This window comes from Microbulbifer yueqingensis, from assembly GCF_900100355.1.
Classification (GTDB): Bacteria; Pseudomonadota; Gammaproteobacteria; order Pseudomonadales; family Cellvibrionaceae; genus Microbulbifer; species Microbulbifer yueqingensis.
The window spans coordinates 116,329-131,779 of record NZ_FNFH01000005.1 but is presented as its reverse complement, the minus strand read 5'-3'; the positions used below and the strand labels follow the sequence as shown (position 1 = coordinate 131,779).

The 15,451-nt window shown below is 66.3% G+C and carries 13 protein-coding genes; 11 read left to right on the top strand and 2 right to left on the bottom strand.

Annotation, left to right across the window (positions count from 1 at the left end):
- The first annotated feature begins 66 nt into the window (after window positions 1-66).
- From bioB to bioC, 3 genes are read left to right on the top strand one after another with little or no spacing between them, the layout of a single operon-like run.
- Complete coding sequence (bioB, locus tag BLT26_RS12540; protein ID WP_091514762.1) at window positions 67-1,131, top strand: biotin synthase BioB; 1,065 nt, start codon at window positions 67-69, stop codon at window positions 1,129-1,131.
- Window positions 1,128-2,366 carry an 8-amino-7-oxononanoate synthase gene (bioF, locus tag BLT26_RS12535; RefSeq protein ID WP_091514759.1) on the top strand — a complete coding sequence of 413 codons (1,239 nt, stop codon included), beginning with the start codon at window positions 1,128-1,130 and terminating at the stop codon, window positions 2,364-2,366. The genes bioB and bioF overlap by 4 nt, the downstream gene beginning before the upstream one ends.
- Window positions 2,363-3,967: a malonyl-ACP O-methyltransferase BioC gene (gene bioC, locus BLT26_RS12530; RefSeq protein WP_091514755.1), complete on the top strand. Its 1,605-nt coding sequence runs from the start codon at window positions 2,363-2,365 to the stop codon at window positions 3,965-3,967. The genes bioF and bioC overlap by 4 nt, the downstream gene beginning before the upstream one ends.
- Window positions 3,968-3,998: 31 nt before the next feature.
- Here the strand turns inward: bioC and BLT26_RS12525 are convergent, their stop codons facing one another.
- Window positions 3,999-4,484 carry a L,D-transpeptidase family protein gene (locus BLT26_RS12525; protein ID WP_091514752.1) on the bottom strand — a complete coding sequence of 162 codons (486 nt, stop codon included), beginning with the start codon at window positions 4,482-4,484 and terminating at the stop codon, window positions 3,999-4,001.
- A gap of 320 nt (window positions 4,485-4,804) precedes the next feature.
- Between BLT26_RS12525 and bioD the strand changes: the two genes are divergently transcribed.
- The 4 genes from bioD to BLT26_RS12505 all read left to right on the top strand — a co-directional run bounded on the left by bioD (window position 4,805) and on the right by BLT26_RS12505 (window position 8,442).
- A complete protein-coding gene (gene bioD / locus BLT26_RS12520; RefSeq protein ID WP_091514748.1) occupies window positions 4,805-5,485 on the top strand; it encodes a dethiobiotin synthase in 681 nt (226 codons plus the stop codon).
- A gap of 158 nt (window positions 5,486-5,643) precedes the next feature.
- Window positions 5,644-7,425, top strand: coding sequence for an acyl-CoA dehydrogenase C-terminal domain-containing protein (locus BLT26_RS12515; RefSeq protein WP_091514745.1), 1,782 nt, complete (start codon window positions 5,644-5,646; stop codon window positions 7,423-7,425).
- A gap of 166 nt (window positions 7,426-7,591) precedes the next feature.
- Window positions 7,592-7,777, top strand: coding sequence for a DUF3094 family protein (locus tag BLT26_RS12510; RefSeq protein ID WP_091514741.1), 186 nt, complete (start codon window positions 7,592-7,594; stop codon window positions 7,775-7,777).
- Window positions 7,777-8,442: a nitroreductase family protein gene (locus BLT26_RS12505; RefSeq protein ID WP_091514737.1), complete on the top strand. Its 666-nt coding sequence runs from the start codon at window positions 7,777-7,779 to the stop codon at window positions 8,440-8,442. The genes BLT26_RS12510 and BLT26_RS12505 overlap by 1 nt, the downstream gene beginning before the upstream one ends.
- Before the next feature lie 17 nt (window positions 8,443-8,459).
- On the opposite strand, the gene BLT26_RS12500 is transcribed toward BLT26_RS12505, so the two are convergent.
- Window positions 8,460-8,930 (bottom strand): EVE domain-containing protein, encoded by a 471-nt coding sequence (locus BLT26_RS12500; RefSeq protein WP_091514734.1) that lies wholly within the window; start codon window positions 8,928-8,930, stop codon window positions 8,460-8,462.
- Window positions 8,931-9,114: 184 nt separating this feature from the next.
- On the opposite strand from BLT26_RS12500, the gene BLT26_RS12495 reads away from it, so the two are divergent.
- The 4 genes from BLT26_RS12495 (at window position 9,115) to BLT26_RS12480 (ending at window position 15,447) form a co-directional block, all read left to right on the top strand.
- Window positions 9,115-10,248, top strand: a complete 1,134-nt coding sequence (locus tag BLT26_RS12495; RefSeq protein ID WP_091514731.1) for a sensor histidine kinase — start codon at window positions 9,115-9,117, stop codon at window positions 10,246-10,248.
- On the top strand, window positions 10,208-11,038 hold the full coding sequence (locus tag BLT26_RS12490; RefSeq protein ID WP_091514728.1) for a LytR/AlgR family response regulator transcription factor: 831 nt from the start codon (window positions 10,208-10,210) through the stop codon (window positions 11,036-11,038). The genes BLT26_RS12495 and BLT26_RS12490 overlap by 41 nt, the downstream gene beginning before the upstream one ends.
- 171 nt (window positions 11,039-11,209) lie before the next feature.
- Window positions 11,210-14,302, top strand: coding sequence for an efflux RND transporter permease subunit (locus BLT26_RS12485; RefSeq protein WP_091514724.1), 3,093 nt, complete (start codon window positions 11,210-11,212; stop codon window positions 14,300-14,302).
- Window positions 14,299-15,447, top strand: coding sequence for an efflux RND transporter periplasmic adaptor subunit (locus BLT26_RS12480; protein ID WP_091514721.1), 1,149 nt, complete (start codon window positions 14,299-14,301; stop codon window positions 15,445-15,447). The genes BLT26_RS12485 and BLT26_RS12480 overlap by 4 nt, the downstream gene beginning before the upstream one ends.
- The last annotated feature ends 4 nt before the right edge of the window (window positions 15,448-15,451 follow it).

The window sequence follows — 15,451 nt, the reverse complement described above, 5'->3', positions numbered from 1 at the left end:
GTCGTCCATAACAAAGCTGCATCAATAACCGATGGGAGACTAACCCCCGTGACCGCCGCCCAGCAAATGCCAGTCGCCTCCTCTGTCTATTTCCAGGAGCGCCACGACTGGACTCGCCAGCAGGTCCTGGACCTGTTCGCGCTGCCGTTCAACGACCTGCTGTTTACCGCCCAGCAGGTACACCGCACACATTTCGACCCGAACCGGGTACAGGTGAGCACCCTGTGTTCCATCAAGACCGGCGCCTGTCCCGAGGACTGCGCCTACTGCCCCCAGAGCGCCCGCTACGACACCGGGCTGGAGCGGGAGCAGCTGATGAAGGTGGAAAAGGTGGTTGAGGAGGCGCGCGCGGCCAAGGCCAGCGGTGCAACCCGTTTCTGCATGGGCGCCGCATGGCGCTCGCCCAAGAAGAAGGATATGCCCTACGTCACCCGCATGGTGCGGGAGGTGAAGGCCCTGGGGCTGGAGACCTGCATGACCCTGGGCATGCTGAAGGACGAACAGGCGAAGGAGCTGGCCGAGGCCGGGCTCGACTATTACAACCACAACCTGGATACCTCGCCGGAATATTACGGCGAGATCATCACCACCCGGACTTACCAGGATCGCCTCGAGACCCTGGACCGGGTGCGCGCCGCCGGCATGAAGGTCTGTGCCGGTGGCATTGTCGGCCTGGGTGAGGGTGAGAAGGACCGCGCCGGGCTGCTGATGCAGCTGGCCAACCTGCCGGAGCACCCGGAATCCGTGCCCATCAATATGCTGGTGAAGGTGGCCGGTACCCCGCTTGAGGATGAAAAAGACCTGGATCCGTTCGAATTTATCCGCTGCATTGCCGTGGCCCGCATCATGATGCCGAAGTCCCATGTGCGGCTGTCCGCCGGGCGCGAGGCCATGAGCGATGAGATGCAGTCGCTGGCCTTCCTGGCCGGCGCCAACTCGATCTTCTACGGAGAGAAACTGCTCACCACCGGCAACCCCGAGGCCAACGAGGATATGCAGCTGTTCGCGCGCCTGGGCATCAAGCCGGAGGAGTACCAGCAGTACGCGGACGAGGCCGAAGTGGAGGCCGAGCTTTCGGCACGTATCAGCGAACAGGAAAACGATCCTTTCTTCTACGACGCGGCAAAATGACCTCCACCGCACCGCTGGCGGAAGTACTCCGCCAGCGCCTCGCCGAGCGCCGCGAGCGCAACCTCTACCGGGAACTGAAAACCCTGGCCGCGGCGCCCGGCCCGCAGGCCGAGGTGGACGGCGTGCCGCTGGTGACCTTCAGCAGCAATGATTACCTGGGCCTTGCCACCCACCCCGCGGTGATCGCCGCGCAGCAGGCCGGTGCCGAGCTGGGGGCGGGGGCTACCGCGTCGCACCTGGTCAATGGCCACCTGGAAGTGCACGAGCAACTGCAGGACAGGATCGCCGGGCTGACAGGCCGGGAGGCAGCGCTGGTATTTTCCAGCGGTTACTTGGCCAATGTGGGCACCATCTGTGCCCTGGTGGGCCGCGGCGACAATATTATTTCCGACAGACTCAACCACGCCTCGCTGATCGACGGTGCCCGCCTGTGCCGCGCGGAGAGCCTGCGCTTTGCCCACAGTGACCTGGCCGCGCTGGAGCGGCAGCTGCAACGGGCGCAGCGGAACAGGAAAGAGCGGGGCGGCGGCAATATCCTGGTGGCGGTGGATGGCGTCTACAGCATGGACGGCGACTGTGCGCCCCTGCGTGAGATGGCACAACTGTGTCGCGAGTACGGTGCCTGGCTTATGGTGGACGAGGCCCATGGCTTCGGTGTGATGGGCAGCGCGGAGCTGCCCGCTGCCGGCAGTGCCGCCGCCGCGGGGCTGGGCCAGGACGAGGCGCCGGTGCTGATGGGCACACTGGGCAAGGCGGCCGGCAATGCCGGGGCCTTTGTCGCTGGCTCCCGCGAGCTGGTCGATTACCTGGTGCAATTCGCCCGCCCTTATATCTACACGACCGGTATGCCGCCGGCGATTGCCGCCGGCAACATCGCGGCGCTGGACATCATGCAGAGTGAGCCCGGCCATCGCGAGCGCCTGCGACAGCGCATCGGGCAGTTCCGCCGCCGCGCTGCCGAACTCGGCTTGCCGCTGATGCCCTCCGCCACCGCCATCCAGCCGCTGCTGCTGGGAGATGAGGAGACCGTGGTGCGGGTGGCCGGCCGCCTGCAGGAGCGCGGCTTCCTGGTGGGGGCCATCCGCCCGCCGACGGTGCCTGCCGGCACGGCGCGGCTGCGCATTACCCTCTCGGCCGCCCACAGCGAGAAACAGGTCGAGGACCTGCTGCTGGTCCTGGCCGGGGCCCTGGTCGAATATGGCATCAATGGCGAAAGCCCGGGGGTGTGGTCGTGAACGACTCCGTGGCACTGGTATTCCTGCATGGCTGGGGCGGCGACAGTCGTCTCTGGGAACCGCTGTGCACGGAGCTGCGCGCGCGCACGGACCTGCCGCTGGTCACCATTGACCTGCCCGGGTTCGGCGATCGCGCCGATGAACCCTGGCCCGACGACGACACCCTGCTTGCCGATATCGCCGGCCGGCTGCCGGGCCCCTGTGTCCTGGTGGGGCACTCGCTCGGCGGCATGCTGGCGCTGCGACTGGCGGAACGGGACAGGCGGCTGGGGCAAAACGTCATTCGTGGCCTGTGCACCATCGGGGCCAACGCGACCTTCGTGCGGCGCGGGGACTGGCCGGGCATGGACCCGGGTGTCTTCGAGGACTTCTGCCGCTCGTTTGCCGCCGACCCCGCTGCGACGCAGGCCCAGTTCTGCGGCCTGCAGGCGCGCGGTGACCACACCATGCGCGCGGTGATGAAACAGTTGAAGCAGTGGGCCGCGCCTGTTTCCGGAAGTGGCTGGCGGGAGGCGCTGGCAGCGCTGGGACGCTGGGACAATCGCGGCCTGGTCGCCGGGGCAGGTAATGGCGGAGTGCCGGCACTGTACCTGTTTGGCGACGGCGATGCGCTGGTACCGGCTGCAGCAGCTGATGAATTCCGCCGCCTGGGCGCCGCTACCGGGATTATTGACGGTGCGGGGCATGTGCCGCAGCTTTCGCGGCCGGAACTGGTGGCGGAAAAGCTCGGTACCTTATTGCGGGAATGTAGTGAGCCCGCCAGTGATGCAGCCCCCTTCGACAAGCGCGCCGTGGCGCGCTCCTTCGGCCGGGCAGCCGACAGTTACGACGGTGCTGCCCACTTGCAACGGGCCGTATGCCGCCAGCTGCTGGGTGGGGTGGAAACGGCGTTCGCCCCGCGGCGCATTCTCGACCTGGGCAGCGGGACCGGCTACGGCAGCGAGCTGTTGCGCCGGCGCTTTCCCGAAGCGGAGATTATCGCGCTGGACCTGGCCGAGGGCATGCTGGGGTACGCCCGCCGTGAGCGGCCGGTGGCGGACCACTACATTGCCGCCGATGCGGAGCAACTGCCGCTGGCGGACGGCAGCGTCGACCTGGTGTTTTCCAGTATGGCGCTGCAGTGGTGCTACCGGCTGCCAATGCTGTTCGGGGAGCTGCAGCGGGTACTGGCCGACCACGGCCGCTGCCTGGTGGCCACGCTGGGGCCGGGTACCCTGGCGGAGTTGCGGTGCAGCTGGGCCCAGGTGGACGGCGCGGTGCACGTGAATCGCTTCCTGCCGTCGCGGGACTGGCTCGGCGCGGCCTCTGCTGCGGGCCTCGCCGGGTCCCTGCAGGCGGAGGAGCGGGTGCTGCACTTCGATACCGCGATGCAGCTGATGCGGGAGCTGAAGACAATAGGCGCCCATAACGTCAACCGGGCCGCGGGCCGGGGGCTCACCGGTCGGGCCCGGCTGCGGGCCCTGGCCGAGGCCTACGAGCGGTGGCGGACGCCCGCGGGGCTGCCGGCGAGCTATGAGTTGCTGTACCTGGACCTGGAAGCAGGGGAAGGGCTAAACAAAACGGGCGCCGGCTGTACAGCGGGCGCCCGTGGCGTGATCTGATCGTTCCCCGGAAACCGGGGGCAGACGGGAATCAGGGATAGATGGAGATGGGAGTGGGGGTGTCCACCATGGCCCAGATTTCATCCATCTCGCGGTTGTTGACCGCGATACAGCCGTCGGTCCAGTTCATCTTCTTCAGGTAATCCTGCATACCGGTCCACTGCGGCTTGATGCCGTGGATCATGATGTCGCCGCCGGGATTGACCCCCATGCGCCGCGCGCGGGCCTTGTCTGCCCGGTTGGGGTAGGAGATATGGATCGAGCGGTAGAAACGGCTCTTGGGGTTCTTCCAGTCGAGGGTGTAGCGGCCTTCCGGCGTGCGCTCGTCCCCCTGCTGCACCTTGTGTCCGCGGGGATTGTCGCCGAACGATACCCGGTAGCTCTTGAGCACACGGCCGTTCTTTTTCAGCTGCATCAGTGACTTGGACTTGTACACCACCACTTCATCCGCCTTGGTCACGGTGGCGGAGGCGAAGAGGGGGCTGAGCATCATCAGGGCAAAGATCAGGTATCGCATAGTCTCGGTAACGTGTCTCTATGGTCAGTGTTCCGGGTTCAGGCAGCTTCCCTGCTCTCGCGCGGCCACATGGCCACGCGGCGCGACTTTTCGTGTCTCACGACTTTTCGTGTCGACATAGCGGCGTGCTGGCTGACAGCGCTGTCCCTAATCGCCGGCCCGGGCAGGAGCCCGGACATTTTTGGAGAAATTATCCTAACCCCGGGCTATATAGGGCCGTCGGTTGATCAATAATTGCTCTAAGCGTTTAATCTATCAGCAAGTAGACGGCGTTTAAAGAGCCGTCAAGAAAAAAATTGCAGTAAATCGAGGAGAATCCCGTGGCCAGAACCTATTTCGTTGCCGGGACCGATACCGAGGTGGGCAAGACCCATGTCACCGCGGCCCTGCTTGCGTGTTGCGCGGACCGCGGGCTGCAGACTGCCGCGGTCAAGCCGGTGGCGTCCGGCTGCGAGGCCACCGCTGAAGGGCTGCGCAACAGCGATGCCCTGCTGCTGCAGGAGGCGATGACCATGGAGTTGCCCTACCAGCAGGTCAATCCCATCGCGCTGGAGCCCGCCATCGCGCCCCACATTGCGGCCATCGAAGCCGGCCGGCGGCTGGACGTGAGCCGTATGGCGGGGGTGTGCCGCGGGGTGATGAATACCGGGGCGGACCTGGTGCTGATCGAAGGCGCGGGCGGCTGGCGCACGCCGCTGGGCCCGCGGTCGTTTCTCTCCGACCTGCCGCGGGAGCTGGACGTCCCGGTCATCCTGGTGGTCGGGATGCAGCTGGGCTGCATCAATCACGCCGTCCTGACCGCAGAGGCCATACGCCACGATGGCCTGCAGCTGGCAGGCTGGGTGGCCAATTTTGCCCGCGAGGGCATGGCCCGGCCGGAAGAGAACCTGGGCACCCTGCGCCAGCTGCTGCCGGCGCCCCTGCTGGGGGTGATGCCCTTCGACGAGGCGGCGGACTACCGCCGGGCGGCAGGACAGCTGGACCCGGCCCCGCTCCTTTAACGCCCCCACGCGTCCGTAGTGACACGGCGCCCGCCACTCGCGCGGGCGCTGACCATGCCTTTCCCGTACTTTCCTGCCGCTGCTGGCAGTTGACAAGTCGCGCCCGCGCCCCTAGATTCAAACAACTGTTTCAAACAACTGAATGAGGATCCGGGAGCATGGCTGAGTACAAGGCCCCACTGCGGGAAATGAACTTCCTGCTGCACGAGGTGTTTGCGGCGGATGAGCTCTGGGCAAGACTGTCGGGCCTGGCCGGCGCGGTGGACCGTGAGACCGCCGACGCGATTCTCGAGGAAATGGCCAAGCTGGCCGCCAACACGCTGGACCCGATCAACCGCAGCGGCGACGAAGAGGGCTGCCAGTGGACCGACGGGGTGGTCACCACGCCGGCGGGCTTCAGGGAGGCCTACGCCACCTTCTGCGAAGGCGGCTGGGGTGCGCTGGTGGGCAACCCTGAATACGGCGGCATGGGCATGCCGAAGATGCTGGGCGCGCAGGTCGAGGAGATGATCAACGCGGCCAATATCTCTTTTGCGCTGTACCCGGTCCTCACCGCCGGCGCCTGCCTGGCGCTGGATGCCCACGGCAGCGAGGAACTGAAGCAGAAGTACCTGCCGAAAATGTACGAGGGCACCTGGTCCGGCGCCATGGACCTGACCGAGCCCCACGCGGGCACCGACCTGGGCATTATCCGCACCAAGGCGGAGCCGCAGGAAGACGGCAGCTACAAGATCAGCGGCAGCAAGATTTTCATCACCGGTGGCGACCAGGACCTGTCCGAGAACATTATCCACCTGGTGCTGGCCAAGCTGCCCGACGCGCCCAAGGGCCCCAAGGGCATCTCGCTGTTCCTGGTGCCGAAATTCCTGGTGAACGAGGACGGCAGCCTGGGTGAGCGCAACGCGGTCAACTGCGGCTCCATCGAGCACAAGATGGGCATCAAGGCCTCGGCCACCTGCGCGATGAATTTCGACGGCGCCACCGGCTGGCTGGTGGGCGAGGTGAACAAGGGCCTCGCGGCCATGTTCACCATGATGAACTACGAGCGCCTGGGTGTGGGCATCCAGGGGCTGGGCGCTTCCGAGCGCTCCTACCAGAACGCGCTGGAATACGCCCGCGAGCGGATCCAGAGCCGCTCCCCGGCCGGCCCCCAACAGGCCGACAAGGCCGCGGACCCGATTACCGTGCACCCGGACGTGCGCCGCATGCTGCTGACCCAGAAGGCGCTGATTGGCGGCGGCCGCGCCCTGTCCACCTACGTGGCGCAGTGGCTGGACATCGCCAAGTTCGGCGAGGGTGATGAGAAGAAGAATGCCGAAGCCATGGTGGCGCTGCTCACCCCGGTAGCCAAGGCGTTCTTCACCGATATGGGCCTGGACTGCACCGTGATGGGCCAGCAGGTCTTCGGTGGCCACGGCTATATCCGCGAGTGGGGCCAGGAGCAGCTGGTGCGCGACGTGCGCATCACCCAGATCTATGAGGGTACCAACGGTATCCAGGCGCTGGACCTGGTGGGCCGCAAGACGGTCGCCAACGGCGGCGCCTTCTTCAATCTGTTTGCCGACGACGTACAGGCGTTTATCGATGCGAACATCGATCACGAGCCGCTGGCGGAGTTCGTGCAGCCGCTGGCCGAAGAGCTGCAGCGCCTGCGCGACGTGACCGCGCGGATGATCGAGGCCGCCAGGGAGGATCCCCATGCGCCGGGCGCCGCTTCGGTGGAGTACCTGCACCTGTTTGGCTATGTAGCCTACGCCTTCATGTGGGCGAAGGCGGCTGCAGCGGCCCTGCCCAAGGTGGAACAGGACAGCTTCTACAAGGGCCAGGTCAAGACCGCACGTTTCTACTACCAGCGCCTGTTGACGCGCACCCGCGCACTGGCGGCCAGCGTCGACGCCGGCAGCCACAGCCTGATGGATATCGAGGAGGAGCTGCTGTAGGCAGCCCCGCTGTAAGCGGCTCCCCCGCCCGTATCCCAAGCAGCCTTGTCAGCCCCGCCCTGCGGGGCTTTTTTTTGCCCTGCGGCCACGCCGCATCGTCGACGCTTTATCCGCCGGCGCCTTTCTCCTAAACTCGGTGCGATAACAACAACACGAATCGAGTGCCATGAGCGACAAGAAAAAACTCTCCGACGAGGACCAGGCCCGGGTCGACCAGTTCCTGCGTTCGGGTGTCAACGAAACCGAGCGCAAGCCGTTCCGCCCGCTGTTGCTGCTGGCGGTGATCGTGGCCGTGCTCACCTTCCTGTCATTGCTCAGCCTCTTTATTGCCAGCACCAAAGGGGTGGTCTGATGGCCGGGAAAGACTTTGCCCCGCTGGAGTTCGAGCCGCTGGAAGAGGCGGAAATGTGCCGCCGGGCCAGTGGGTTTTACCAGCTGATGCGCCGCCGCCGCACCGTGCGGGATTTCAGCGCCGCGCCGGTGCCGCGGGCGGTGATCGAGGATGCCATCCGCACCGCCGGCAGCGCCCCCAGCGGCGCCAACATGCAGCCGTGGCATTTCGTGGTCGCGGAGAGCGCGGAGATCAAGCACAGGATCCGCCAGGCCGCCGAAGAGGAGGAGCGCGAGTTCTACCAGCGTCGCGCCTCGGAGGAGTGGCTGGAGGCGCTGGAGCCGCTGGGTACCGACGCGCACAAGCCATTCCTGGAAACGGCGCCCTACCTGATCGTGGTGTTCCTGAAGAAATTCAGCAGCGGCGCGGAGGGCGAGCGGCGCAAGAACTATTACACGGCGGAGTCCGTCGGCATTGCCACCGGCATGCTCATCGCCGCCCTGCACAACGCCGGCGTGGCCACACTCACCCATACCCCCAGCCCGATGAAGTTCCTGAACGAAATCCTCGGCCGCCCGGCGACGGAAAAGCCCTACATGATCCTGGTGGCGGGCCTGCCTGCGGAAGGAGCCGAGGTGCCGGCGATCGACAAGAAGCCACTGGAGGAGATCGCGGACTTCGTATAGCCCGCAGCCCGGCAGGGTCAGGGGCAGGGTGAGTCCCCGAGAAGCCGGATGGCCCGCCACTCCGCGGTGGTGACCGGCTGGACCGACAGACGCCCCTGCTTCACCAGCACCATTTCCCGGAGGGCCGGGTCGGCCTTGATCTCTGCCAGCGGCACCGGCCGTGCGAATTCCTCCTGCCAGCGGATATCCACACAGAACCAGCGCGGATTTTCCGGGGTCGATCGCGGATCAAAATAGGGCGATTGCTGGTCGAACTGGGCCGGGTCCGGATAGGCGGCGCGCACCACTTCGGCGGTGCCCACCACCGCCGGCACCCGGCAGGCGCTGTGGTAGAACAGCACCCCGTCCCCCTCCTGCACCCGGTCGCGCAGGAAGTTGCGGGCCTGGTAGTTGCGGATGCCGTCCCAGCGCCCGGTGCGGCCGGGTTCCGCCGCCAGGTCGGCGAGGCTGTATTCATCGGGCTCGGACTTGAAAAGCCAGTAATTCAAGGGTGCTCCTGCGGCAGTCTGTTGCGAGGCTGCGCCCGACGGTATTTCGTCGGCGCCGCTGGCCATTTACTATTTGTCACCAGAGTTGGGATCCACCCCGCCCCCTGCCTTTGCACGGGCGACCGGCGGGTCCCCGATACGAATTCTCGCGCGGATCGCGATCGGCGCGCAATTGCGGAAGCATATGGGCAACAACGTCTTTCACTGGCTGGCCGAGAGGCTCGCCACACACCGCTGGCAGTACCGCGCGCTGCAGCTGTCCGGCTGGGGCGGCTACACCCTGCTGACCTTCGTGGGCAGCTTCTTCTGGGTGGAGAACCACTGGCTGCACACCGGCTACATCGCGGTGGCCACCGCATCCGGCGTCCTGCTGTCGGAGGTCATGCGGCGCGGGTTCCAGGGGCTCTGGAACAAGCCGCCGGCAATGCGCCTGTTTGGTTCCCTCGGCGTGGTGATGCTGGCGGCGGCGGTCTGGGCCGGTATCAAGTTTGCCGGCTCCGCCTGGCTTTACGGTACCGAGAAGGACGAGCATCCGGCGGTGCTCGCGGTCTACTGGTTTTCCTACTCCTTCCTGATCCTGATGACCTGGGCGGCGCTCTACTACGGCATCAAGTACTACCAGACCTCGCTGACCCAGCAGGCCAAGGCCCTGCGCGCCGAGTCCATGGCACACCAGGCCCAGCTGAAGATGCTGCGCTACCAGCTGAACCCCCATTTCCTGTTCAATACGCTCAATGCCATCTCCACGCTGATCCTGGACAGCCAGGGGCGCACCGCCAACGACATGGTGTCGCGCCTGTCGCAGTTCCTGCGCCATTCCCTGGATAATGACCCCATGCAGAAGGTGACGCTGGCCAAGGAGGTGGAGGCGCTGATGCTCTACCTGGATATCGAGAAAGTGCGCTTCGACGACCGGCTGGGAGTCAACGTCGACATGGAGGGGGAGGCGCCCAGCGCACTGGTACCCAGCCTGCTGCTGCAACCATTGGTGGAGAACGCCATCAAATACGGTATCTCGCAGCGCGAGTGGGGCGGCGAGATCAATATCAAGGCGCGCGTCTTCGCCGGTGAACTGCTCCTCGAAGTCAGTGACAACGGCCCGGGTGCGCCCGAAGAGGTCCTGGCCGGGCTCGGCGCGGGGCAGGGCGTGGGGATCCGCAATACCTGCGAGCGCCTGCGTGCGCTGTACGGCCCGGAACAGAAGGTACGCTTCCGCAACCGCACCGAGGGCGGGCTGGCGGTACATATAAGAATTCCATTCGAACAGGAATCCAGACATGAGTGGCAGCCAAGACAAACTGAGAGCCATCGTAGTTGACGATGAACCCCTGGCCCGCAAGGGCCTGCGCCTGCGCCTGCAGGCACTGGGCGATGTAGAGATAGTGGCCGAGTGCAGCAATGGCCGCGAGGCGCTGGAAGAGGTCCCCGCGCACAAGCCTGATGTAATGTTCGTCGACATCCAGATGCCGGGCATCGACGGGCTGCAGCTGGTGCAGCAACTCCCCCGGGAGGAAATCCCCCAGGTGGTGTTCGTCACCGCCTACGACCAGTACGCGGTGGAGGCTTTCGAAGTCAATGCCGTGGATTACGTACTGAAGCCGCTGGAGGACGAGCGCCTGCGCCAGGCACTGGAACGGGTGCGGGAAAAGCTCGCCAGCGCCGATATCGCCACCCAGCGCGAGCAGCTGCTCGAAGCGGTAGCCGACCTCACCCGCGAATCACCGGAGGTACTCGAACAGAAGCTGGCCGCCGGGGCTTTTCAGGGTGAGTTGGGCGGCAGCCGCTACCCTGAAAAAATTGCCATCAAGGACGCCGGCCGGATCACCCTGGTGCCCGCCGCCGATATCGACTGGATCGATGCGGCGGGGGATTATATGTGCGTGCACGCCAACGGTGAGACCCATGTCATGCGCATCACCATGAAAGAGCTGGAACAGCAGCTCGACCCCGGCAGGTTCCAGCGCATCCACCGTTCCACCATCGTCAACCTGGGGCGGGTGCGCGAGATCTGCGCGCATATCAATGGTGAATACCACCTGGTGCTCAACAACGGCGAGCGGCTTAAGATGAGCCGCAGCTACAAGACCAAGGTGCAGCACTTCCTCTAGGATTCCCCTCCGCGGCGGCTCCTGCCGCCGCGTCTTTTGCCGCCCATTTAATCCCTTTGTGTCCCCGCTCCCAAGCTTGATCGAGAAATGCCGGCGACTGGTCGCATCCCGGTTGCGGCCGCGCCCCCAACCGTTAGCCTTGCCGGCAGATAACAACAGCAGGTTCCCGGTATGGCCATCACTTCCGCCGCTCTGAAAAATCCCGCCGCCACCGCGGTGGCAGTGGTGCTGACCGTGCTGCTGGGTGCCTTCCTTGCCAGCCGGCTGCCGGTCCAGCTGTTTCCCGACATCGACAATCCCCAGGTGACCATCAGGGCCGGCTGGCGCGCGGCCTCGCCCGAAGAGGTGGAGGCGGAGATCGTCGAGCCGATCGAGTCGGTGCTGCAGGGGCTGACCGGCCTGAAACAGATGCAGGTCAATGCCGGGCGCGGCGGCGCTACCGTGAACCTGGAATTCTCCATGGGCACCGACATGGACTCGGTGCTGATCGATGTCATCAGCCGCATGAGCAGCCTGCCGCCGCTACCGCGCGATGCCGAGCCGCCGCGGGTAATGCTCGGCGGCTGGGGCGGGGCCACCACGCCGCTGACCTACTTCTTCCTGCAGAAGCTGCCCGGCAATCCCGGCAGCCTGCACGACTACACCGGCATGATCGATGATGTTATCCGCCCGGAGCTGGAGGCGGTGGCCGGCGTGGCTAGCGTCGAGGCGCAGCACGGTGTTGCCGGGCGCGAGGAATTGCAGGTGATCTTCGATCCCTGGAAGGCCGCCGAGCTGGGCGTCCAGCTGCCACTGGTGACCCAGCAGCTGGCGTCGGCGCGGGATATTTCCGGTGGCTTTACCGATGTGGGCCGACGCCGTTACACCCTGCGCTTTGCCGGTGAATACAGGCCCGACCGGCTGGAGGAGCTGGTACTTGAATGGCGCGATGGTCGGCCGGTGCGCCTCGGCGATATCGCCGAGGTACGGGTCGCCCCGTCGGATGGTGCCGGCCTCGCCACCCAGAACGGCAACCCGGCGATATCGCTGCGCATCAACCGGGCCAACGACGCCAATATGCTCGCCACCCTGGAGCGGGTGAAGCAGAAGGTCGAGGCGCTGAACGAGCGGCTCGGGCCGGAAAAACTTACCCTGGTGCAATCGTTCGATGCCTCGGTATTCGTCTACCGGGCCCTGAACCTGCTCGGCGGCAACCTGGTGCTGGGCATACTGCTGGCGGTGGGCATCCTCTGGTGGTTTATGCGGCGGATGCGGGCCACGCTGATCGTGGCGGCAGCCATCCCCATCTCCCTGCTGGCCACCTTCGTGGTGCTGTCGGCCGCCGGGCGCAGCCTCAATGTGATTTCCCTGGCGGGGCTGGCCTTTGCTACCGGTATGGTGCTCGACGCGGCCATCGTGGTGCTCGAGAACATCGTGCGGTTGCGGGAGCGCGGTCGCGACCCGGAGTCGGCATCCCGGGAGGGGGCCGGCCAGGTCTGGGGGGCACTGCTGGCCAGCACTGCCACCACGGTGGCGATCTTCTTGCCGGTATTTTTTCTCGACAGTATCGAGGGACAGGTATTCGGCGACCTGGCCCTGACGATTGCCGTGGCGGTGGTTTTCTCCCTTTTGGTAGCCATGGCGGTGGTGCCGGCCGCGGCACGCCAGTGGCTGCCGCCAATTTCCGCGACCGACCGGCTGGCGCCGCTGTGGGAGCGGATAACCGCGCGGGTGATGGCGCTCACCGGCAGCGCCGCACGACGCTGGCGGGTGATCCTGGCGCTGTTGCTGGTACCCGTCGCCGCCACCTGGCTGCTGCTGCCGAGACTGGACTACCTGCCGCCGGTCAAGCGCGACGCGGTGGATGTCTGGCTGAATTTCCCCGCCGCCACCAATACCGACACCATCGAGCGGGAAATCGTCGGCGAGATCGACCGGCGTATGGCGCCGTTCATGAGCGGTGAGCGCGAGCCGGCGCTGAAAAACTATTACATCCTCACCTGGCCCAGCGGCGGCACCATGGGGGTGCGGGTCAAGGATATGGGCCAGGTCCACGAGATGGAGCGCATCATGCGCGAGGAAGTGCTGGTGGACATCCCCGATTTCCGCGGCTTCGCCACCCGCGGCAACCTGTTCGGCCAGTTCGGCGGTGACCGCCGCATTGCCTTGCACCTGCAGTCGCGCGATGCCCGCGGCTTGATGCAGGCCGCGGCCGCGGGCGTCGAGATAGTGAGCGAGGTCATGCCCGGGGTACCGGTGCAGGCCAACCCGGGACTGTCCCTGTCGGAGCCGGAACTCACGGTTTACCCCGACGACCGCGCCATCCACGAGCAGGGCTGGAACCGCCGCGACCTGGGTAGCCTGGTGCGCGCGCTGGGTAACGGCCTTTACGTGGGAGAGTATTTCAATGGCGAGAAGCGCCTCGACGTTATCTTCAAGGCGCGCGAGTGGAACACCCCGGAACAGCTGGAGAATACCCCGCTGGTCACGCCGCGCGGCGAGATAGTGCCACTGTCGCAGCTGGCGGGTGTGGACCGCACCGTCGGCCCGGGCAGCCTGCGCCGGGTCGATGGCCGGCGCACCATTACGCTCAATATCGTGCCGCCCGACGATGTCTCCCTGGAGGAGGTGCGGGCGCAGATCGACGCGGATATCCTGCCGCGCATCCGCGCTGCCATGCCCGCCGACGGCAGTGTGCTGGTCGGCGGCAACGCCAGCGACCTGGACAAGGCGCTGAAATCCCTGTCGCAGAACTTCGTCCTGGCCCTGCTGATCCTGTTCCTGTTGATGAGCGCGCTGTTCCGCTCCCTACGGGATGCGGCACTGGTATTGCTCACCGTGCCGCTGGCGACCGTGGGCGGTGTGCTGGCACTGCGCCTGCTCAACCTGGTGGGCTTCCAGCCGCTCGACCTGCTGACCATGATCGGCTTCGTGATCCTGCTGGGGCTGGTGGTCAACAACGCCATCCTGCTGGTGCACCAGACCCGCAGCGCCGAAGCCGAGGGCGCCAGCCGCCGCGACGCGGTGGAGAGGGCACTGCGCCTGCGCCTGCGACCCATTTTCATGAGCACCCTGACCAGCGTGTTCGGCATGCTGCCGCTACTGGTGGCCCCGGGAGAGGGCAGCGTGATTTACCGCGGCCTGGCGGCAGTGATCGTCGGCGGCATGGCGTTCAGCACGCTGTTTACCCTGATCCTGCTGCCGGCGCTGCTGCAGACCGGCGCCTTGCCCCTGCGCCGCTTTTTCCCGGGGCGTGCGCCCACGGACCTGAGGACCGATTCATGACCACTGTTTCACTGCGCCGCACATCGCGGCTTGCGCTGCCCGCCATGCTGGTCGCCGCCCTGGCGGGCTTCCCCCTCACCGCAGCCAGCGAAGACCGCGCGGTGGCGGTGGCGACCGATGAGGCCCGGTTGCGCGAGATAGCCCCCCGCCAGTGGTCGGCGGGCAGGGTGGTCAGCCGCCGCGACCTTACGGTTTCCTCGGAGCAGGACGGCGCGCTCGAGTTTGTCGCCGAGCCGGGCACCCTGGTCAGGGCGGGTGACAGCCTGGCGCAGCTCGACGCCACCCGCTGGCGGCTGGAGCTGCGCGCTAGCGAGAGTCGGGTCCGGCGGTTACAGGCGCGGCTGAAATATATGGATGCCCAGCTGGCGCGGTTGCAAAAGTTGAGTGAGGCCAACAACACCTCCCGGGCGGCGCTGGAAGAACAGCAGGCCGAGCGCGAGGCCGTGCACCAGGACCTGGTCGCCGCCCGCGTCCAGCGCGACCGCACTGCCTACGAGCTGGACCGGACTACGCTGGTCGCACCCTTCGATGCACTGGTGGTCAGCCGGGAGCAACAGGCCGGCGAATATGTCCGCACCGGTGCGCCGCTGCTGCGCATCATCGACATGTCGCAGCTTGAGGTGGAGGCGGAAATTCCCATGCGCGCGCTACCGCTGCTGCGGGACGACAACGTCGTCAGCCTGCGCAGCGACGCCATGCCCCAGGCCGGCAGCGAACAGGATGATGCTCCCCGGCATGGAAAGGTGCGGGCGCTGGTGCCCGTCGCGGAAGCCGGCTCCCGGCGGGTGAAGCTAATGGTTTCGCTGCCCCCGTCGGCGGCTGCCGAGTGGCACTGGATTCCCGGCATGCCGGTGCAGGTGGCGGTGCCGCTGTCCGCCGCTGAAAAGGTGGTGGCCGTGCCTCGCGACGCGCTGGTCCTGCGCGATGGCAGTGCCTACGTCTTCCGGGTAAGTGCTGAGAGCACCGCCGAGCGGTTGCCGGTGTCGACCGGCAGTGGCGACGGTACCTGGATTGCCGTGCGGGGCGATGTGGCCGCCGGTGACAGGGTAGTGGTGCGCGGCGCCGAGGGGCTGCAGTCCGGGCAAAAGGTCAAGGTGCTGCCAGCAGTCGCGGGGAAAGGCCGGGGGGCCGCGGAGGCTTCTTGAGCGG